Below are 19,413 nucleotides of genomic sequence, written 5' to 3' on the forward strand. Positions count from 1 at the left end.
GACCCGAGGAGATCGCATGGGCGCGCCCATGGACCTGACATCGCTGGCGAGCGAGCTCGCCGACAAGCCCGCCTACCTGCTCGCCGAGACCGGAGAGACCCTCAGCTATCGCGACCTCGAGGACCGCTCCAACCAGGTGGCGCACCTGTTCCGGTCTCTCGGACTCGGTCGCGGAGACCACGTGGCCGTCCTCATGGAGAACCGCCTCGATCTCTTCCCGATCTACTGGGCCGCGCAGCGCAGCGGGCTCTACTACACCCCGGTCAACTGGCACCTGACGGCCGACGAGGCGGCATACATCGTGGACAACTGCGGGGCCACGGTGCTCGTGTCCTCGGCAGACCGGGAGGAGCTGGCCGCGCATGCGGCGAGTCGGGCGTCCGCGCTGCGACACCGGCTCGTCGTAGGCGGCGACGTCGACGGTGTGGACTCGCTCGCGGACAGGACGGCGGACCTCCCCACCACCCCGGTCCACGACCAGTCCGAGGGTTACTACATGTTCTACAGCTCCGGTACCACGGGGCGACCCAAGGGGATCCTCCCGGCCATGCCCGACGTTCCGTTCGGGACAGGTCTGACGCTGGATCACCAGCTCTCGCAATTTGGGTTCTCGCACGATGCCACCTACCTGAGTACCGGCCCGCTGTATCACGCGGCCCCCGTGGGCTGGTCCATGGCCGCGGTCCGCCACGGAGCCACCGCGGTCGTCATGACGAGGTTCGACGCGGAGCTGACCCTCGCGGCGATCGAGGACCACCAGGTCACTCACGCGCAGTTCGTGCCCACCATGTTCGTCCGCATGCTCAAGCTTCCTGCGGAGGTGCGCAGCCGCTACGACCTCTCGTCGCTGGTGCTCGCCATCCATGCTGCGGCCCCCTGCCCCGTGCCGGTCAAGGAAGCGATGATCGAGTGGCTGGGGCCGAAGGTCCTGGAGTACTACGCGGGCAGCGAGGCCAACTGCTTCTTCGCCATCTCGGCGCCGGAGTGGTTGTCCCACAAGGGTTCCGTCGGCAGAGCCGTCATCGGCGCGGCCCACGTCCTCGACGCTGGGGGCGACGAGCTCCCGGCCGGGGAGGTCGGCCAGCTCTGGTTCGACGGGCCTGGCTTCGAGTACCACCGCGACCCGGACCAGACTGCCGCTGCGCACGACGCGCGGGGGTGGAGCACCATGGGCGACCTCGGCTGGGTCGATGGGGAGGGCTACCTCTATCTCGCCGATCGGCGGACCGACCTGATCATCAGCGGTGGGGTCAACATCTATCCCCGCGAGGTCGAGGAAGCGCTGGCCATGCACCCTTGCGTGCAGGACATCGCGGTCATCGGCGTGCCGGACGACGAGATGGGCCAGCGTGTGCACGCCGTCGTGCACGCCGTCCAGGGAGTGGCGACCGGGACGGAGCTGGCAGCCGAGCTCGTGGGTGCGGCTGCGAGGACGATCGCGGGATTCAAGCTGCCCCGGAGCGTGGAGTTCGTCGAGGACTTTCCGCGTCTCCCGAGCGGCAAGGTGCTGCGCCGCCGGCTCGTCGACACGTACTCACCCGAGAACGCTCACCGCGTCCCCCACCCCCCCAAGAAGGAGCAGTCATGAACCAGCCAGCCCGTCATCGCCTCGGTGCGCGCGACAAGGCCGCCGTCGTGGTCGTCGAGTGCCAGGAGGGAGTGCTCGGGGAGAGCTCCATGCTCCCGGCGCTCAGCGGCCCGGCTGGGGACATGATCGGCCCGTTGACCGCCCTGCTCGAGGAGGCCCGGCGCGCGGGTGTCCCTGTGGTCCACGCGACCTACGCGGGTCCGCTCGGTGGCTCGGCCAGGGGCACCGCACCGCTCTGGAAGGCGCTCGCGCCGGCGACCGACGGGTGGACCGACGATCACCGCGGGACCCAGGTCCTGCCTGCGCTCCTCGGTGAAGGGGATCTGGTGCTGCCTCGGCACCATGGGCTCAACCCGGCCAAGGGAACCGAGCTTCTGCCCGTGCTGCGAGGCAAGGGAGTGGACACGATCATCCTGACCGGCGTCTCGGTGAACCTCGCGCTTCCGCTGATCGCGGGGGAGGCGACCGAGGAGGGCTTCTACGTCGTCGTTCCCCGGGACGCGGTTGCGGGCACTCCCGCGGACTATGCTCGGCAGGTCCTGCCCAACACCCTCGGGATGCTGGCGACGTTGACGACGGTCAGCGATCTGGCTGACCACTGGCACGGAGCCTGACCGACGAGCCCGACCCCTGCGCGTCCACGGACACCCCCCCCGGGAGCGTGGGTGGGGATCACGGCCCGATCGAGGGGTACGTGGACCCAGGCGGGATCCACCGCCCGGCGACATGGCCTCGCCGGGCGGGTGGAGTCAGCCGCCCATGCGCAGTCCGGGAGCCCGAGTGCCGAAGACGTCCACGGCGAAGACGCTACCGAGCTTTGTCGCGTCCCAACGCTTCTCGCCGTTGCTCGCGGTCCGCACCGGTGCCCATCCGCTCATGAGCTGGATGTTCTCTCCGATGGCCTTGATGACCTGTCCGCTCACGTGGCCGGCTTCCGGGCTGGCCAGCCACGCGACCACCGGTGAGGCGAGTGACGGGTCGAAAGGATCGAAGTCGTCCTCTCCGCGCTCGTCGGGCTCCACGACCTCCGCCTCCGCCATCGAGGTCGCCGAGATGCGGGTGATGCCGCCGGGGCCGATGCAGTTCGCGGTGACGCCGATGCCGGCGAGCTCGAGACTCATGCTGAGGGTCATCCCAACGATGGCCGCCTTGGCCGCCGCGTAGTTGGTCTGCCCGAAGTTTCCGGAGAGCCCGGCGCCCGAGGTGGTGTTGATGATGCGTCCGTAGGTCCTGCCGTCGCCGGCCTTGGCCGCGGCGCGCCAGCGCGCGGAGGCCTCCTGACTGAGCAGCCAGGTGCCACGGGCGTGCACTCTCATGACCAGGTCGAAGTCAAGGGTCGACATGTTCCAGATGGCCTTGTCGCGCACGATGCCAGCGTTGTTGACGAGAATGTCGAGCTGCCCGTACTCCTCGTACGCCTGGCCGACCAGTGCCCGCGCAGCCTCCTCGTCCCCCACGTCGGCGAAGTTGGCGCTGGCTCGGCCACCCCGCGATCGGATGATGTCGACGACGACCTCGGCATCGCGCCCCGCTCCGTCTCCCGATGCGCTGGAGCCCAGGTCGTTGACGATGACGGTGGCGCCATGCTTGGCCAGCTCCAGGGCGTGGCCACGACCGATGCCGTGCCCCGCGCCCGTGACGACGGCCACCTTGCCGTCGAGCAGTCTGGTCATGAGGTCTCCTTGAGGGTGCGCGATGTGGTGGGCTGGAACTGCACGATGGTCGTGTCCTCGTCGAGGTCCGCGAAGACGGCCTCGACGCTCATGCCGATCCGGAGGTCGGCGGGGGCGCAGCCGACGATGCGGGTGACCACTCGCGGCCCTTCGTCGAGATCGACGACCGCAGCGACGTAGGGGACCTGCTCGTCGAAGGGGGGCAGGTCGTTGAGGTGGACCGTCGAATGGGTGTAGAGGGTCCCGCGGCCGCTGGCATCCTCCAGCACGACGTCGGTGCTCCAGCACACGACGCACATGGGCCGGGGGTAGTGGTGCGCCACGCCGCACGTGCGGCAGCGCGCAATGACCAGTCGGTGCTGCTTCGCCGCGGCCCAGGCTGCGGTGTTCTCACCCTCGATGGTGGGTAGGTCGCTCCTGCTCGTCATCATCGTCCCTCGAACGTGGGTGTGCGTCGCTCCATGAACGCGGTCACGCCCTCGGTGGAGTCCCGGGCCCCGGACTGCAGCTCCTGAGCCATCGCTTCCAGGGCGAAGGAAGCAGACCGGTCGCCGTCCAGGGATCGGTTGAAGAGCCGCTTGGTGAACGCGAGGGCCGTGGTCGGGGCCGCGGCCAGCTGCGTCGCTAGCGCCTGGGCCGTCGCTGCGAGGTCGGCTGCAGGCACCACCCTGTTGACCAGTCCGAGGGCTGCCGCATCCGCGGCGGACAGCTTGCTGCCGAGCAGGGCGAGCTCCTTGGCGCGCTGCATGCCGATGAGCCGTGGCAGCAGATAGGCGCCCCCGGCGTCCACGACCATACCCCGGAGCGCGAACGACTCGATGAAGGTCGCATCCTCCGACGCGACCACCAGATCGCTGGCGTAGGCGATATGAGCGCCCAGACCCGCCGCCGTTCCCTGGACCACGGTGAGGATCGGCTTGTCGCAGTCGAGGATCGCCGCGACCAGCCGTTGCGCTCCCTGCATGATGAGCCGCGCTCCTGCACCCGTCAGTCGTGGCCCGGCCTTCATGCCACCGATCCGCTCCACATCTGCCCCAGAGCAGAAGTGACGACCGGTGCTGGCGATCACGACGACGCGCACGTCGGCCCTGTCGCCGGCCTCCTCGAGCAGCGAGATGAGGTGCTTGCGTTGCTCCGGCGCGATCGCGTTGGCAGCGTCGGGGCGGTTGAGCGTGATGCGACCGATCCCGCCTTCCACGGACCATAGGACGGGTGTTTCGTCGGCGACAGGTCGCGCGGCGTCGGGCACTGGGCTCATGTGGACCTCACGGATGGGTGGGATGTCCTGTCCCCCGAGGAGGAGGATGAGATCAGGGTACGCCTGACAGGGCGTGCTGTCATCTGTTGACAGTTCCCGGCGTCAACAGTTGACGATATGCTGACGTGGATGGCCCGAACGGTCGGGCCGGGCGAGAGGGCCTCATGCTGAACACCCCCGGCGTCACCCCGATCGGAGGGGCACGCAACACCTACAGCTCCTTGGCCGAGGGCGCGATCCGAGCCATGATCACGGACGGTCGCCTTGCGCCCGGGACACGGGTCAACGAGGTCGAGCTTGCCGAGTCCCTCCGGATCAGCCGTGGGCCCTTGCGCGAGGCGATCCAACGGCTCGCGACCCAGGGCCTTCTGACGACGCGAAGTCACCATGGCTCGTACGTCGCCTCGATCAGCGCCCCCGAGCTCGCCGATCTGTACGACCTCCGCACGGCGTTGGAGACGCATGCGGTCCGCACCATCGGTCACGCCGGATCCGCGCAGGTCGCAGGAGCGGTCGCCGATCTGTTGACGGAGACGGAGACGTTGCTGGCGGCCGCACAGGTGTCCGGCGACGCCTACCAGCTCGACTTCCACCACGCGCTCGTCCGGCTCGCCGGCAACGCCGCCATCACCCGCGTCCATGACGACGTCCTGCAGCAGATCGCCCTGGCGCGCTCGCGCGCATCGGGTGAGCAGCTCGTCGTGAGGCACGCGCTCGAGCAGCATGTGCGCGTGCTCGTGCCCTTGGCCGCAGGGGACGGCGATGCCGCCGCTGCCGCGCTCGCCGAGCACCTGACCTCGTCGCGCGACGAGGCAGTCGCCCTCCTCGCCCCTCACGACTGAGTCAGCGCGGGCTCGGCAGCTCGATCAGGCGTCCTAGGAGCCCCGCTCGCGGCCCGAGCAGATGGGTCAGGACCTCGGCGCGCTTCACATAGAGATGTGCGTCGGCCTCGGCCGTGAACCCCATGCCCCCGTGCAGCTGCACGTTGGCCGCGGCGTTCTCGCGAGCCGCCGTCTGGGCCATCAGGAGAGCCGAGACCGCGTGGAGCTCGGCATCGGGGCGGCCCCCTTCGAAGGCTGCTGCCGCGAACGCGGTCTGGCCGGCTGCGGCCTCGGCTCGCAGTGCCATGTCGGCGCAGTGATGCTTGACGGCCTGGTTGACCCCGATGGGGCGGCCGAACTGCTCCCGCACCTTCGCGTGCTGGGTCGATGCGGCAAGGGCGCCTTCCGCCACGCCCGTGAGCACGGCGGCCGTGAGGACCATCGCACGGGCGAAGATGTCGGAGGCTCCCGACGTGACCTCCGTGAGCGGCTCGGCGCCGAACATGGAGACCCTGGCCAGGGTGCTGGCGGGGTCGAGGCTCGGCGCAGGGTCGAGCGCGGCCAGACCCTGGGTGTCGTACAACGCGGCGCGCTCCCGGGCGAGCATGATGACGAGACCCTCGGGCCGGGCGTCGAGGGCGTAGGCCGAGTCGCCGCTCGCAGCGGTGACCATGTCTCCCCTCCGCGCCGGCCCGGGCAGGACCAGGCCGGCCCGGGTCTCGCCAGTCACCAGGGACTGGGCGAGTGACATGTCCCCCGACGCCGCCGCCACGTGGGCGGCAAGGATCGTGGAGACGAAGGGGCCGGGGGAGGGAATGCGTCCCACCTCGCGCAGGACGAGGTACTCCTCGACGAGCCCCAGCCCAAGGCCTCCGGCCGGCTCGGGCAGCCCGGCTCCGAGCAGCCCGAGATCAGCGGTCCGGCGCCAGAGCTCGGCAGACACGACCTGCGCGTCGTTCCGTCGGTGGACCAGCTCCGTGCCCAGCTGCTCGCCCAAGAACTCGGCTGCTGCTCTGACCAGCTGGTCCTGGTCATCGGTAGGAATGAGTCGCACGAGCGTCCTCTCAGCGTGGGAGACCGAGTACGCGGTCTCCGATGATGTTGCGTTGCACCTCCGAGGTGCCGCCGCCGATGGTGTAGGAGAAGGACTCCAGGAACCGTCCGGACCAGCCGTCGGGGGCCGACAGGGGGACGAGCTCGAGGCCCCGTGATCCGACGAGGTCCATGGCCAGGCGGGCCACCGACTTCTGCAGCTCGCTGAAGTAGAGCTTGACGATCGATCCCTCCGGACCCGGGACCCCCGTCGCGTCGGTGCGCGAGACCCCGACATAGGTCATGGCCTGGAGGGCCGCCACCTCCGCCCGGGCGGTCGCCAGTCGACGCGCCATCTCGTCGTCGGCCAACGCACTGCCTCGACCGAGCGAGGACGGGAGCTCACGAGCCAGCTCGATGAGCTGCTCGACCGTCGTCGCGAGGCGCACCTGGCCGGCGGTGAATGCGGTGCCGCGCTCGAACGCCAGCGTGGACATGGCCACGCTCCAGCCGTTGCCGAGGCCTCCCACGACATTGGTCAGCGGGATGCGCACCTCGTCGTAGAAGACCTCGCAGAAGTGATGCGCGCCGTCGATGGTCTCGATGGGCCGCACCTCCACCCCGGGAGAGTGCATGTCGCAGATCACCCAGGTGATGCCCTGGTGCTTGGAGCCCGAGTCGTCGGTCCGGACGAGGAGCTCCTGCCAGTCGGCGACGTGAGCGTAGCTGGTCCATACCTTCTGACCAGTGACGACCAGGTCGTCGCCGTCGACCACGGCCCGAGTCCGCAGCGAGGCCAGGTCAGATCCGCTCCCAGGTTCGGAGAAGCCCTGGCACCACAGGACGTCCCCCCGCAGGATCGGCGGAAGGTGCTGAGACTTCTGCTCGTCGGTGGCCCGGGCGATGAGAGTGGGGCCGGCGTGGTTCAGCCCCACGAACCGCGTGTCCATCGCCGGCAGGTCTGCGCGGCCGTACTCCTCGTGCCAGATGAGCTGCTCCAGCAGGGACAGCCCCCGACCGCCATACTCGACCGGCCAGTCGATGCCCGCCCACCCTGCCTCGTGCAGGGTGCGCTGCCAACCGAGGTCGTACTCCCGTGCATCTTCGTCCTCTGGACGGGTGTCCCGGGGTTTGTGCTCCTCGAGCCACGTACGAACCTCCTCGCGGAAGGCGTCCTGGTCGGGGGTGAAGTCGAGGTTCATGAGCTCGCTCCAGGTCGAAGGTTGCGTTTGAGGATCTTTCCCATGGCGTTGCGGGGGAGAGCGTTGATGAGCTCGACCGTCTCGGGAAGCTTGCGCTTGTTGAGGCCCTGCGCCAGCAGCTGCGGCGTCAGCGACTCGAGCGACGGAGGGTTTGCCGGGTCGGCCGGCACGACCACAGCCACGACTCGCTCGCCGGTGATGGGGTCCGCGCGGCCGACGACGGCTGCCTCGGCCACCCCCTCGCAGCGAACGAGGTGCTCCTCCACCTCGCGGGCCGAGATGTTCTCCATGTTGCGGATGATGACGTCCTTCAGCCGCCCGGTGATGGTGACGTACCCATCGACGTCGATGGTGGCGACATCACCAGAGCAGAAGAACCCCAGCTCGTCGAAGGCCGCGGCGTCCAGGGCGGGGTCGACGTATCCCCTCATCAGCTGTGGTGCGCGCACGCGCAGCTCGCCCGGTTCGCCGACGGATGCCAGCCGACCGTCAGCCCCGACGATGCGGATCTGCACGCCGGGGCTGGCGCGCCCGTCGCTCAGGGCAAGGTGGTCGTCGTCGTCCGTTGGGCTTGCCCAGGAGATGTACGGGCATTCGGTCAGGCCGTAGCCGGAGACCGTTCCCACCCCGCCGAGCCCCTCCTTGACCTCTCGGTGCAGGCTCGCGACGCGGGGCGCGCCCCCCATCATGAAGGCCTTCATCTCGGGGAAGAGGCGGCGGTTCGGGTCGGCCTTCTGCTGCGCGATGAGCATCCGGGCAAAGGGCGCTCCCGTTCCGCCGTGGGTCACTCCCGCCGAGGTCAGTGCTCGAGTCGTCGTCTGTGGATCGAAGATGTCGGCGAAGATGAGGCTGCAGCCAACCTGGAGGGCTTGCAGGAGGTGGACGATCCCACCGATGTGGGCGATGGGCGCCAAGGCGGCCAGCCGGTCGGTCGGCACGGGGCGGATCGCGTTGCAGTAGGCGTCCGAGGCCGTCAGGAGCCCCTGGTCGGTGTGCTGGGCACCCTTGGGGTCCGAGGTGGTGCCCGACGTGTAGAACGCCCAGCGGATCTCCGGCTCGGGCGCGGGAGGAGGAAGGGTGGCCGGGTCGCCGTCCGGGAGGTCCCGATCCACCACGAGCACCGCGACGGAGCCGTGATCCGTCGCCAGGCTGCGTGCCATGTCCAGGTGGCCGAACCCCCGGTACTCCACGGGCACGATGATCACCTGGGACCGCAGCTGTCCGCAGATGAAGCGGACCTCTTTGTCGCGCAGCATCATGATGAGCGGATTCTGCACCGCGCCGATCCGGCTGAGGGCCAGGGTGAGGACGGCCGTCTCCAGCCAGGTGGGGAGCTGCCAGGAGACGATGGACCCCCGAGAGATGCCCAGCTCGTGCAGGCCTGCCGCCGCGCGCTCCGCCTTGAGGAGCAGCTCCTCGAAGGTCAACCGTCGGTCGTGCTCGTCGACGGCGAAGACGTCCTCGGGGGTGGCCCGAGCCCGCTGGACCGCGAGGTCCCAGAGACTGTTCGCCTGGATCCCGAGCCGAGGCTCGGTCGACGTCCCCAGGGCTGAGAGCGTGATGTCAGCGTCTGCCATGTCAGCCTCCGGGGCGTCGGTCACGAGGGATCAAGCTTGCGTCTGCGAAAGCCATCCACCACGCATGCTGCCCCGGCGGCCGTCATCTGTCAACAGTCGACAAACTCTGCTAGAGTCGCCGACGACCCGCTCCGATCAGGACGACCAAGCAGGAGCTGGTCCACAGGGAGAGGGGCAGGACATGACCAACGTGGGGTCTCTCCTCACCACGGCGGCGGTTCACCATGGCGAGCACGTGGCGCTGCGGTTCGGCTCGCAGCGCTGGTCCTTCGCCGAGCTGGACGCCCGGGTGGATGCACTCGCCGCGGGGCTGCGGGAGCTCGGCGTCCAGCCGGGCGACCGGGTCGCCTGCCTGTCGTGGAACCGGCCCGAGGTCATCGAGACGATGTTCGCCGTGTTCAAGCTCGGCTTGGTCCTGGTGCCCCTCAACCCCCGTTACACGGCGGGGGAGGTGGCCTATCACCTCCAGGACTCGCAGGCTGCGGTCCTCGTGCACGGTCCGGGTTTTGCGACGGTGGTCATCGAGGCGGTGCGCCAGTCGACAAGCGTGCGGCACGTCCTCGCGGTGGGCGGCGAGACGGCCGACCCTTCCGCCGGCGACCCGGCCGACCCTGGCCGCATGCTGGACTACGAGCGCGAGATCGCTCGCCACGCAGGGGCGGTCCAGGAGGCGGCGGACGTCGCCGACGACGACTGCTGCTGGCTCTTCTACACCTCGGGCACCACCGGTCGGCCCAAGGGCGCGATGCTGACGCACGGCAACCTGCTCTTCGCCGTCGTGGGCTGGGTGGCGGACCTCACCCCCCTGACGCCGGACAGCGTGGTGCTGCACGTGGCGCCGCTGAGCCACGGCGCCGGGTTCCACGCCCTGGTGGCCGTCGCCAAGGCCGCCACCCAGGTCATCCCGGCACCCGAGACCGTGACCGCGGCCGAGACACTGGAACTCCTCGTCGAGCATCGCGTGACGGACACCTGGATGGTGCCGACCCAGATCACTCGGATGGTCGCAGAGATCGATGCGCGCCGGGTGAGCGGCCAGCCGCCGGACCTGAGCTGCCTGCGGTCGATCGTGTATGGCGGCGCGCCCTTCCACGTCGAGGACCTCAGAGCGGCGATCAGCTCGCTCGGGCCCGTCCTCGTCCAGCTGTACGGACAGGGAGAGACTCCGATGACCGCCACGTTCCTGTCCCATGCAGAGCACCGACTCACCGGGCCGGAGTCGTCCCGCCTCGGGTCGGCGGGCCACGCTCGGACCGGCATGCAGGTGCGGGTCGTCGACGCCGCCGGCCGGCAGGTGCCCGACGGCGCCAGAGGTGAGATCGTCGTGCGTGGCCCAGCCGTGATGAAGGGCTATTGGGGCCGGCCCGAGGAGACCGCTGACACCCTGCGAGGCGGCTGGCTGCACACCGGTGACGTCGGCACCTTCCAGCGCGGCTACCTGTACGTCCTCGATCGCTTGAAGGATCTGATCATCAGCGGCGGCTCCAACGTGTACGCCCGGGAGGTCGAAGAGGTCCTGCTCGAGCACCCGGTCGTCCACGAGGTCGCCGTCGTCGGCATCCCCGACCGGGACTGGGGCGAACGCGTGGTGGCGGTCGTCGTGCCCGTGGGCGGATCCACCGTGAGCGTCGGCGCGCTCCAGGAGCATGTCCGGTCCCGTCTGGCGTCCTACAAGCGGCCGAAGGACTACGTCAGCGTCGACAGCCTTCCCCGAAGCGGCTACGGCAAGGTCCTCAAGCGGGACCTCCGGGAGCGGCTGACCGCTGATCGTCCGATCGATGTCCACTCCCCGGAGGAATCGTGAACCGCAGAGTCGCCGTGGCCGGTGTGGCCCTCTCCGACGTCGGCAGGGTCGACGACCTGTCTCCTTGGGCGCTCGTCGCCCAGAGCAGCCAGCGAGCACTGGCCGACGCAGGGCTGCAGCCCGCAGACATCGACGGCGTAGCGTCGACCTCTCTCGGCATGCTCCCCCCGGCCGACGTGGCCGAGTACCTCGGCCTGCGGCCCCGCTGGTTGGACTCCACCGCCGTCGGGGGTGCCTCGTGGGAGGTCATGGCTGCCCATGCCGCCGACGCGATCTCGGCCGGGCACGCTGACGTCGTCCTGCTCACCTACGGCTCCACGGCCCGGGCGGACATCCGCAAGCGGCTGCGCACGGCCAGCCTGGCCTGGGGAACCCGCGGGCCGGTCCAGTGGGAGGCGCCGTACGGTCACACGATCATCTCCAAGTACGCCATGGCCGCCCGCCGCCACATGCACGAGTACGGCACGACCATCGAGCAGCTCGCAGACGTCGCGGTGTCTGCACGCTTCAACGCGGCCGACAACCCGGAGGCCATGTTCCGGGACCCGATCACGGTGGAGGATGTCCTCGCCGGTCCGATGATCGCGGACCCCTTCACCAAGCTCCAGTGCTGCATCCGCTCGGACGGTGGCGCCGCCGTCGTCCTCGTCGCGGAGGATCGGGTCCCAGACCTCAAGCACGAGCCGGTCTGGATCCTTGGGTCAGGTGAGGCGACGAGCCACGTGTCGATGTCGCAGTGGGACGACTTCACCGTGGGTCCGGCGACCATCGCCGGCAAGCGCGCCTTCGAGCGCGCGGGCGTCACCCCTCAGGACATCGACGTGGCGCAGCTGTATGACGCCTTCACCTACATGCTTCTGCTGACTCTCGAGGACCTGGGGTTCTGCGAGCGTGGTGGAGGAGGAGCATTCGTCGAGTCGGGCGCGCTGCGTCTGGGCGGGAGTCTCCCCACCAACACCGATGGTGGCGGGCTGTCGGCCTGCCACCCCGGCCAGCGCGGGCTCTTCCTCATCGTCGAGGCGGTTCGGCAGCTTCGTGGTCAGGCCGGGCCGCGCCAGGTGAACGACGCGCGTCTGGCCTGCGTCAGCGGTACCGGCGGCTGGTTCTGCACGAACGGGACCATGATCCTGGGTACCGAGTAGGCGATCGTCGTGTGCATCCCCACCCCGACACCAGGCCCTCCGCTCACGTTCGGCGAGGCCATGCGGGCTGCCGTGAGGGAGCACGGTGATCAGCAGGCCTACGTCGAGGGTGCGCGCACCCTGACCTTCGCGGAGTGGGACCGAGCGGCCGCCGGGGTGGCCGAGCGGCTCGCCGGGCGGGGCGTCCGGCCCGGCGAGGTCGTCGCCCTTCTCCTGCCTTCAGGGATCGACTTCGCGATCGCGTATGCCGCAGTGCTCAGGCTCGGCGCGGTGGTCACCGCCGTCAACACCCGGCTGGGCGCGCACGAGGTCGGCGCGATCCTGCGCGCAAGCTCGCCGGCGCTCGTCGTGCGCGACGACACCGTGCCCTGGCCGGCGATCGACCCGGGCACGAGGGTGATTGGCCACGACGACATCGACTGGGCGGCAGCCCCGACGTGCGAGCCGGGGCCGGCGTCGACATCGCGACCGGACGACGCGGCCGTCATCATCTGGACGAGCGGGACGACGGGGGTCCCCAAGGGGGCGTGGTACGACCACCGTGGCCTGGCCGCGGCGGTGGCCTCGGCAGGCGCCATCGGGGGTCGGCGTGAGCGCCGACTGTTCAGCACCCCCTTCGCGCACGCTGGATACCTCGCCAAGGTGGTCGAACAGCTCGTCAGCGGCTCGACCCTGGTCGTCAGTCCCCAACCGTGGAGCGTGCAGGACATGGCACGGCTCCTGGTCGACGAGCGCATCGACCTCGCGGGCGGGGTGCCGACCCAGTGGGCCAAGCTGCTGACGGTGCCCGGCCTGGACCGGGCGGTCCTCCCGCACCTGCGTGTCGGTGTCGCCGCCACGGCTCCGGCCTCGCCCGAGCTCGTCGAGGCGGTTCGTGAGCGGCTGGGGTGCTCGCTCGTGGTCCGCTACGCGATGACCGAGGCGCCCAGCATCACCGGTACCGATCCGGCCGACCCGCCGGCGGTGCAGAGCCGGACCGTGGGGCGCCCCCAGGCGGGCATGGCGGTGCGGATCGTCGACGCGGACGACGTCGAGGTGGGTGGTGGCGAGACGGGTCACGTCCAGGTCCGGGGTGCCTGTGTGATGCGCGGGTACTGGCAGGCTCCCGCCTTGACGGAGGCCGCCTTCTGCGGCGACTGGCTCCGAACGGGCGACCTCGGCTGGATCGGCCACGGTGGCAACCTGGTCCTCGTCGGCCGCAGCAAGGAGATGTACATCCGTGGCGGCTACAACGTCTACCCGCTCGAGGTCGAGCACGAGCTGGCCGACCATCCCAAGGTGGCGAGGGTGGCGGTCATCGGCGTGGAGACGCCGGTGCTCGGCGAGCGGGGCATGGCCTGGGTCGTCCCCACTGATCCGGATGACCCGCCGACCCTCCGCGAGCTGAGGGAGCACGTCGGTGCCCGGCTCGCGGACTACAAGTCCCCAGACGATCTGCGCCTCGTTCCGGAGCTTCCGGTCACCGCCATGCTCAAGGTCGACAAGACGGCGCTCCAGCGGCTCGGCGACCCCGGGTCGGTCGACGTGCGCGTCGGGGGCGCCCCCACCGCGCCAGGTTCCACACCCCCTGCGCCAGCACCCCCACGAGGAGACTCATGACAACTACCGCACCGACCGACGCGCCATTCGACATGCTCGTCGAGAAGGGCAAGGTGCGCGAGTTCGCCACCGCGACCCTGGCCACCGACCCAGAGCTGCTCTCGGGCGCGGTGTCGCCACCGACCTTCCTGGTGTCCTCGGTGTTCTGGAGCGGAGTCTCGCCCGTGGCCCTCGCGGGGTTCGACCGCAGGCGACTCCTCCACGGTGAGCAGGAGTACCTCTTCCACGGGCCGCCACCAGGAGCAGGTCAGCGACTCACCGGCCGGCACCGCCTCGACAAGACCTACGAGCGCCCGGGCAGACGAGGCGGCACCATGCGATTCGCGGTCGTGGTGACGGAGTTCGTGGACGACAGCGGGAGGCTGGTGGCCGAGCAGCGGATGACCTTGGTGGAGACGGAGCCGATCGGGGAGGACCAGCCATGACCGGACCGATCACGATGGGATCGGGGGCCGAACGAGCCTTCGGACCCATCACGCGCCAGATGCTGGTCCGCTACTCCGGGGCCTCAGGTGACTTCAATCCGATGCACTACGACGACGGCTTCGCGCGCGGAGCCGGGTTTCCCTCGGTGTTCGCCCAGGGGATGCTGACGGCCGGTCTGCTCGGGACCTTCGCCAGCGAGTGGCTGGGTCCGCACAACATCCGTGGCCTCAAGGTTCGCTTCAAGGAACAGGTCTGGCCGGACGACGTCCTCACCTTCGCCGGACGGGTCGTCGCCATGAGCGAGAGCGACGAGGGTCCGCTGGCGACCGTCGAGGTGACCTGCACGCGTCAGACCGGCGCGACGGCGCTGTCCGGCACGGTGCGCTGCATCGTGCCGGAGACGACGGACGGAGCGCCGTGAGCGACTCGTCCTCGGCGTCCAGCAGGCAGGGGGTCACCCGCGAGCGGGTGGGCTGCTACGTCCTGCCCGGTGCTGCTACCGATCCTCGGCGCGGCCTCGACGAGGCTCGCGCCGCCGAGCGGCTGGGCCTGGGGACGGCCTGGCTCGGCGAACGCTACGACACCAAGGACCTCCCGTCCTTGGCCGGAGCCATCGGCCAGGTCACCGACCGGATCCGGATCGGCGCGGCCGTGACCCACCCGGTGCTGCGTCACCCGATGGTGCTCGCCTCGATGGGACAGACCCTCCAGGCGTTGACGGGCGGCCGCTTCGTCATGGGGTTCGGCCGGTCGGCCGCCTGGCGGTGGGCCGCGTACGGGGCCCAGGCTCCGACCCTGCGGGCTCTGGAGGACATCGCCTCGATCCTTCGTCGCCTGTGGGCTGGTGACACGGTCAGCCACGAGGGTCCGCTGGGCAGCTTCCCCCGGTTGCGCCTGGCCCAGCATCTCGAGCTGCCGCCGCCACCGCTCCTCCTCGCGGCCATCGGGCCCAAGACCCTCGACCTCGCCGGGCGGGCCTACGACGGCGTGATCCTGCACCCGCTGCTCACGCCGGAGGGCGTGCGGCGGTCGATCCTGCGGGTGCGCGACGCCGCGGCCGCGGCAGGTCGGGACCCGGACGCGATCCGGTGCGCGGCAACGCTCGTCGTCGCGCCAGACCTGGCCCCGGAGGCGGCCAGGGCGGCGGTGGACGCCCGTGCGGCGGGTTACCTCTCGGTGGCGGGTCTGGGGGACGCCATCGTTGGTGCCAACGGATGGGCGCGGGACGCCCTCGCTGCCTTTCGCGACCAGCCGGCGCTGAGAGATCTCGCCGGGCTGCCGGCCGACAAGAACCTCTCTCGGGACCAGCTCGCGGAGCTGGCCGAGGCGCTCCCGCACCACTGGCTGCCCGATGCGACCGCCGTCGGCTCTGCGGACGCCTGCGTGGCGCGGATCGGCGACTACCTGCTGGCGGGGGCGGACGAGATCATCCTGCACGGCGCCCGGGTCACCGAGCTGGATGCGCTGGTCGGGGCGATCCCGGCGCGACCGTCATGACGCCTGATCGACCGGGGCACGACACGCTCGTCGCGCGACTCACCCCCTGGTTGCTGGACCGACTCGTCGAGGACCACGGTCACGGTGTCGACGAGGTCTCCCTGCACGACGTCGCGCGGCCGGTCGTGGGACAGTCGTCCGACTTGTGGACCTACCGGCTGACCTGGCAGCTGCGCGGCCGGCAGCACGAAGCTCGCCAGGTGGTCCGGCGTGAGCCGGCTCCCGACGGAATCTTCCTGCGGCCGGACGTCCTCCGAGAGGCGGCGATCCTGCGAGGCCTGGCCGGGTCGAGCGTCCCGGTCCCGAGCGTGCGGTGGACGGAGCAGTCGGGTCGCGTGCTCGACCGGCCCTTCTTCGTCATGGACCTGGTGCCGGGTCGAGTGCCCGGCGCCAAACCGTCCATCCACTCCACCGGCTGGCTGACCGGCCTGTCGCCGACGGAGCGCCGGACCTTGTGGGACAACGCCATGGACGCGCTGGTGGGCGTCCACCAGGTGCGATGGGAGGACGACCTGGGGTTCCTCGCCCCAGCCGGGGACGCGACAGGTGCTGGCGCTCACCTGCGTCGGCTCACCGCGTGGTACCGCTGGGCCGCCCGAGAGCGGAGCTTTGCGATACCCGACGTCGCGCTGCGGTGGCTGCAGGACAATGTCTCGCGCGCCGGTGGCGGCCCGGACGCCTTGGTGTGGGGCGACGCGCGCGTGGGCAACATGATCTTCGGACCGGACGGCACCGTCGAGGCGGTCCTGGACTGGGAGGTCGCCAGCATCGGACCACGTGAGATCGACGTGGCCCACTGGCTCGTCTTCGACGAGCTCGCGACCGACGCCATCGGCGTCACGCGGCTCGAGGGTCTCCCAGGCCGGGACGAATCCATCGACACCTACGAGGAGCGCAGCGGTCACGCCCTGGCGAGTCTCGACTTCTTCGAGGTTCAGCAAGCCTTCTTCCTGGCGACGACCCTGATCAGGCAGGCGGACCGGCGCGTCGCCAAGGGCGAGCTGGAACCCGGCACCCGCATGGCGCACGAGAACGCCGCGACCATCCTCCTCGCGCGGCGTCTCGGCCTCGAGGTCCCCGAGCTGTCCGCGGACTACCAGCGCCACCGAGGCGGGTCGTGAGCGCGCAGATCGACGTGGCTCAGCTGCAGCATGCCCGCGGGCAGTGGCCCGCTCATCGCTGTGAGCTCGTCGCAGGAGCGATCACCATCTCGCCGCCCAGGGGGCGCTGGCAGGAGCTCGCCGTGTCCCGCCTGTCGACCCTGCTCGACCGGGCGACGCCCGCCGGTGACGGTCAGGTCCTCGTGGACGCCGAGGTGGTCCTCGGTCCCACCACCGTGGTCCGGCCCGACCTCGTCGTGGTTGGCGGGGGTCACCCGCACGGGCTGCCGGAGCTCGTGGTCGAGGTCCTCGACCGATCCCGACGTGCGGTGGTGACGGCCAACATGCGGGCGTACGCCTCGGCCGGCATACCTGCTGTGTGGTTCGTCGACCCGTTGGCCCCGTCCTTGACGGCGTTCGCGCTGACCACCGATACGTCCGGCGTCGTCGACCTGGTCGAGCGGGCCTCGGCGCGCGGGGACGAGGTGCTCGTCCTCACCGAACCCTTCCGAGTAGCCGTCCGGCCGTCCGGCCTGGGGATCGAGTAGCCGCAGCACACGAACAAATGTAAACTGTTGACAGTTAGCTCTCACTGCGGGAGGATGCGTTCATCCGCAACCGCGACGGTTCGACCGGAGGTGCCACGTGCAGGCCGATCTCGAGGAACGCCTGATCCCGGTTCCCATGGACGCGTCGGGGGCCGTGGACATCTACTCCGGCGTCGCTCGCATCTCGGGTCGGGTCTGGGCTCGTGAGGTGCGCGTCAAGGGGTCGAAGCCGCGCACGGCGGTCGTGCTCTGCCACCCGACCGCGAACTTCCTCGGGCACTACCTGCTCGATGATCTTGCGCGGTCGGGAGTGGCGGCGGTCGGCATGACCACGAGGTACATCGGCAATGACAGCGCGCTACTCCTGGAGAACTGTGTCCTCGACGTGAGTGCGACCGTGGCCCGGCTGCGGGCGGACTACGACAAGGTGGTGGTCCTCGGCAACTCGGGGGGAGGGGGACTCGCCCCCCTCTACCAGTCGCAGGCCGAGCGGCCCACCATCCGCCAGGCTCCCGGGGGAGGAGGGCCCGACCTCACCACATCCGGCCTGGTGGCGGCCGACGCCCTGATCCTGCTGAACGCCCACCCCAGTCGCGCGTTGCTGCGAGCTGAGTGGATCGACCCGGCCATCGTGGACGAGGCGAAGCCGTTCGTCCGCACACCGTCCCTGGACATGTTCGACCCGGCCAACGGTCCGGCCTACCCGGAGCACTTCATCGCCGCCTACCGTGCGGCCCAGACGGCTCGCGTCGAGCGGATCACCGCGTGGGTCCTGGGCCAGGTCGAGGGTCTGGCGCGTCGTGGGGACGGCCTCACGGACCTGCCCTTCGTCGTGCACGGGACGACCGCGGACCTGAGGTTTCTCGATCCCGCGATCGACCCGAACGACCGTGACCTGGGGGTCACCTTGTGGGGTCCTCCGCAGACGGCGAACTACCTACCCGCGTCGCTGGCCCACTTCACGACGCTTCGTTCATGGCTGAGCCAGTGGAGCCTGGAGCACACCAATGCCGGTGTGCAGAACTTCTCAGAGATCGCGGCGCCGATCCTGGTCGTGCTCGGCACGGCGGACCCGACGGTCATGCCCTCCCACACCAGGCAGATCACCGATGCCATCGTGCACACGGACTGGGAGCGGATCGACGTCCCGGGCGGGACGCACTACTTCGAGGGACGGCCTGATCTCGTGCGCGACGTCGCCAGGTTCATGGCGGACTGGCTGGGGCGCCACGACATGCTCTGACCCGTCGCCTCACCGGGTCGCCGGAGCCCGGTCGAGTGCGCAGGCGACGAAGTCCGACTGGGCTGCGGAGAGCTGGACGCCTCTGCGCGTCAGGATGCTGAAGGGCATCTTCAGGTCCAGGTTGGAGACCGTGAGCTCGGCGAGGCTGCCGCACTCGAGCTCACGTGCGACGCTGGGCCGTGGGAGGCAGCTCAGGAGGACCCCTCCGGCCACCGCGGCCTTGATGATCGAGATGCTGTCGCTCTCGAGAGTGATGTCGATGGTCTCGAGCAGGCTCAACAAGGCGTAGGTGAACTGGCGGCGGGAGTCGGAGAACCGCGGTTGGAGGCACCATGACTCGCTGGCTAGATCCGTGGCACTGAGCGCTGCCGATGCCGTCAGCCGGTGGCCAGGCGCGCACACGATGGCGAAACGATCGTTGAACCATCGCTGCTGCGCCAACGATCCACGGGCGGTCACCATCTCGATCAGGCCCACGTCCAGGGACATCTCCTCCATCCGCTCGATGACCGCCAAAGAGGGGAGGGCCGCAACGGTCACGTGCACCCGGGGGTGCATGCCCATGAAGGAGAGCAGGACCTCCCCGAGAAGGTGGTCGGCGACAGTGGGGCTCGCGCCGACGAGAAGGGACTCCCGAGCGGAGTCCGCGGCGACCTCTCGGTCGAGCTCGCCGGCGGACGTCAGCATCGATCGGGCTCGCGGCTGGAGCGCGCGGCCCTGCTCGGTGAGCTGGAGCGAACGCCCCTCTCGCCGGAACAGGGTGCGGCCCAACGCCTTCTCGAGCGCGTGGATCGCCATGCTGGTCGCGGACTGCGTGAGGTGCAGCTCGTCGGCCGCTCGGGTCACGCTGCCATGGCGAGCCACGGCGTCGAAGACCTCGAGCTGGCGCAAGGTGAACCGCAT

At 70.1% G+C, this 19,413-nt stretch carries 19 protein-coding genes; 12 read left to right on the top strand and 7 right to left on the bottom strand.

What is annotated here, in order from left to right; genetic code table 11:
• Window positions 1-16: 16 nt before the first annotated feature.
• Together B4K29_RS02250 and B4K29_RS02255 are read left to right on the top strand one after the other, a co-directional pair.
• Entirely contained in the window at window positions 17-1,588 is a 1,572-nt protein-coding gene (locus tag B4K29_RS02250) for an AMP-binding protein (protein ID WP_286958354.1), read from the top strand.
• Window positions 1,585-2,202 (top strand): isochorismatase family protein, encoded by a 618-nt coding sequence (locus B4K29_RS02255; RefSeq protein ID WP_286958355.1) that lies wholly within the window; start codon window positions 1,585-1,587, stop codon window positions 2,200-2,202. The genes B4K29_RS02250 and B4K29_RS02255 overlap by 4 nt, the downstream gene beginning before the upstream one ends.
• A 135-nt stretch (window positions 2,203-2,337) precedes the next feature.
• Here B4K29_RS02255 and B4K29_RS02260 read toward each other — a convergent pair whose 3' ends face one another.
• The 3 genes from B4K29_RS02260 to B4K29_RS02270 are packed head-to-tail and all read right to left on the bottom strand — an operon-like array spanning window position 2,338 to window position 4,459.
• Window positions 2,338-3,261: an SDR family NAD(P)-dependent oxidoreductase gene (locus B4K29_RS02260; RefSeq protein WP_286958356.1), complete on the bottom strand. Its 924-nt coding sequence runs from the start codon at window positions 3,259-3,261 to the stop codon at window positions 2,338-2,340.
• On the bottom strand, window positions 3,258-3,689 hold the full coding sequence (locus tag B4K29_RS02265) for a Zn-ribbon domain-containing OB-fold protein (protein WP_286958357.1): 432 nt from the start codon (window positions 3,687-3,689) through the stop codon (window positions 3,258-3,260). Before B4K29_RS02265 ends, B4K29_RS02260 begins: the two co-directional genes overlap by 4 nt.
• Window positions 3,689-4,459: an enoyl-CoA hydratase/isomerase family protein gene (locus B4K29_RS02270; protein ID WP_286958358.1), complete on the bottom strand. Its 771-nt coding sequence runs from the start codon at window positions 4,457-4,459 to the stop codon at window positions 3,689-3,691. Before B4K29_RS02270 ends, B4K29_RS02265 begins: the two co-directional genes overlap by 1 nt.
• A 281-nt stretch (window positions 4,460-4,740) precedes the next feature.
• Between B4K29_RS02270 and B4K29_RS02275 the strand changes: the two genes are divergently transcribed.
• Complete coding sequence (locus B4K29_RS02275; protein WP_286958907.1) at window positions 4,741-5,361, top strand: GntR family transcriptional regulator; 621 nt, start codon at window positions 4,741-4,743, stop codon at window positions 5,359-5,361.
• A gap of 1 nt (window position 5,362) precedes the next feature.
• Here the strand turns inward: B4K29_RS02275 and B4K29_RS02280 are convergent, their stop codons facing one another.
• The 3 genes from B4K29_RS02280 to B4K29_RS02290 are packed head-to-tail and all read right to left on the bottom strand — an operon-like array spanning window position 5,363 to window position 9,151.
• Entirely contained in the window at window positions 5,363-6,394 is a 1,032-nt protein-coding gene (locus B4K29_RS02280) for an acyl-CoA dehydrogenase family protein (RefSeq protein ID WP_286966311.1), read from the bottom strand.
• A gap of 10 nt (window positions 6,395-6,404) precedes the next feature.
• Window positions 6,405-7,574, bottom strand: a complete 1,170-nt coding sequence (locus B4K29_RS02285) for an acyl-CoA dehydrogenase family protein (protein WP_286958361.1) — start codon at window positions 7,572-7,574, stop codon at window positions 6,405-6,407.
• Window positions 7,571-9,151, bottom strand: a complete 1,581-nt coding sequence (locus B4K29_RS02290) for a class I adenylate-forming enzyme family protein (protein ID WP_286958362.1) — start codon at window positions 9,149-9,151, stop codon at window positions 7,571-7,573. The genes B4K29_RS02285 and B4K29_RS02290 overlap by 4 nt, the downstream gene beginning before the upstream one ends.
• A gap of 181 nt (window positions 9,152-9,332) precedes the next feature.
• On the opposite strand from B4K29_RS02290, the gene B4K29_RS02295 reads away from it, so the two are divergent.
• The 9 genes from B4K29_RS02295 (at window position 9,333) to B4K29_RS02335 (ending at window position 18,510) form a co-directional block, all read left to right on the top strand.
• Window positions 9,333-10,955, top strand: coding sequence for an AMP-binding protein (locus B4K29_RS02295; protein ID WP_286958890.1), 1,623 nt, complete (start codon window positions 9,333-9,335; stop codon window positions 10,953-10,955).
• Entirely contained in the window at window positions 10,952-12,097 is a 1,146-nt protein-coding gene (locus tag B4K29_RS02300; protein ID WP_286958364.1) for an acetyl-CoA acetyltransferase, read from the top strand. The genes B4K29_RS02295 and B4K29_RS02300 overlap by 4 nt, the downstream gene beginning before the upstream one ends.
• 9 nt (window positions 12,098-12,106) lie before the next feature.
• On the top strand, window positions 12,107-13,696 hold the full coding sequence (locus B4K29_RS02305; protein WP_286958365.1) for a class I adenylate-forming enzyme family protein: 1,590 nt from the start codon (window positions 12,107-12,109) through the stop codon (window positions 13,694-13,696).
• Window positions 13,693-14,121 carry an FAS1-like dehydratase domain-containing protein gene (locus B4K29_RS02310; protein ID WP_286958366.1) on the top strand — a complete coding sequence of 143 codons (429 nt, stop codon included), beginning with the start codon at window positions 13,693-13,695 and terminating at the stop codon, window positions 14,119-14,121. The genes B4K29_RS02305 and B4K29_RS02310 overlap by 4 nt, the downstream gene beginning before the upstream one ends.
• Window positions 14,118-14,543: a MaoC/PaaZ C-terminal domain-containing protein gene (locus B4K29_RS02315; RefSeq protein ID WP_286958367.1), complete on the top strand. Its 426-nt coding sequence runs from the start codon at window positions 14,118-14,120 to the stop codon at window positions 14,541-14,543. Before B4K29_RS02310 ends, B4K29_RS02315 begins: the two co-directional genes overlap by 4 nt.
• On the top strand, window positions 14,540-15,619 hold the full coding sequence (locus B4K29_RS02320; protein ID WP_286958369.1) for a TIGR03857 family LLM class F420-dependent oxidoreductase: 1,080 nt from the start codon (window positions 14,540-14,542) through the stop codon (window positions 15,617-15,619). The genes B4K29_RS02315 and B4K29_RS02320 overlap by 4 nt, the downstream gene beginning before the upstream one ends.
• On the top strand, window positions 15,616-16,740 hold the full coding sequence (locus B4K29_RS02325; RefSeq protein WP_286958370.1) for a phosphotransferase family protein: 1,125 nt from the start codon (window positions 15,616-15,618) through the stop codon (window positions 16,738-16,740). Before B4K29_RS02320 ends, B4K29_RS02325 begins: the two co-directional genes overlap by 4 nt.
• The gene (locus tag B4K29_RS02330; RefSeq protein WP_286958371.1) at window positions 16,737-17,267 is read left to right on the top strand and encodes a Uma2 family endonuclease; all 531 of its coding nucleotides are present in this window, start codon (window positions 16,737-16,739) and stop codon (window positions 17,265-17,267) included. Before B4K29_RS02325 ends, B4K29_RS02330 begins: the two co-directional genes overlap by 4 nt.
• 97 nt (window positions 17,268-17,364) lie before the next feature.
• Window positions 17,365-18,510, top strand: a complete 1,146-nt coding sequence (locus B4K29_RS02335) for an alpha/beta hydrolase (RefSeq protein WP_286958372.1) — start codon at window positions 17,365-17,367, stop codon at window positions 18,508-18,510.
• A 9-nt stretch (window positions 18,511-18,519) separates the two neighbouring features.
• Here B4K29_RS02335 and B4K29_RS02340 read toward each other — a convergent pair whose 3' ends face one another.
• On the bottom strand, window positions 18,520-19,413 hold the full coding sequence (locus B4K29_RS02340) for a LysR family transcriptional regulator (protein WP_286966313.1): 894 nt from the start codon (window positions 19,411-19,413) through the stop codon (window positions 18,520-18,522).

Origin of the sequence: Arsenicicoccus sp. UBA6765, assembly GCF_002453335.1 — a bacterium.
GTDB classification, from domain to species: Bacteria; Actinomycetota; Actinomycetes; order Actinomycetales; family Dermatophilaceae; genus Arsenicicoccus; species Arsenicicoccus bolidensis.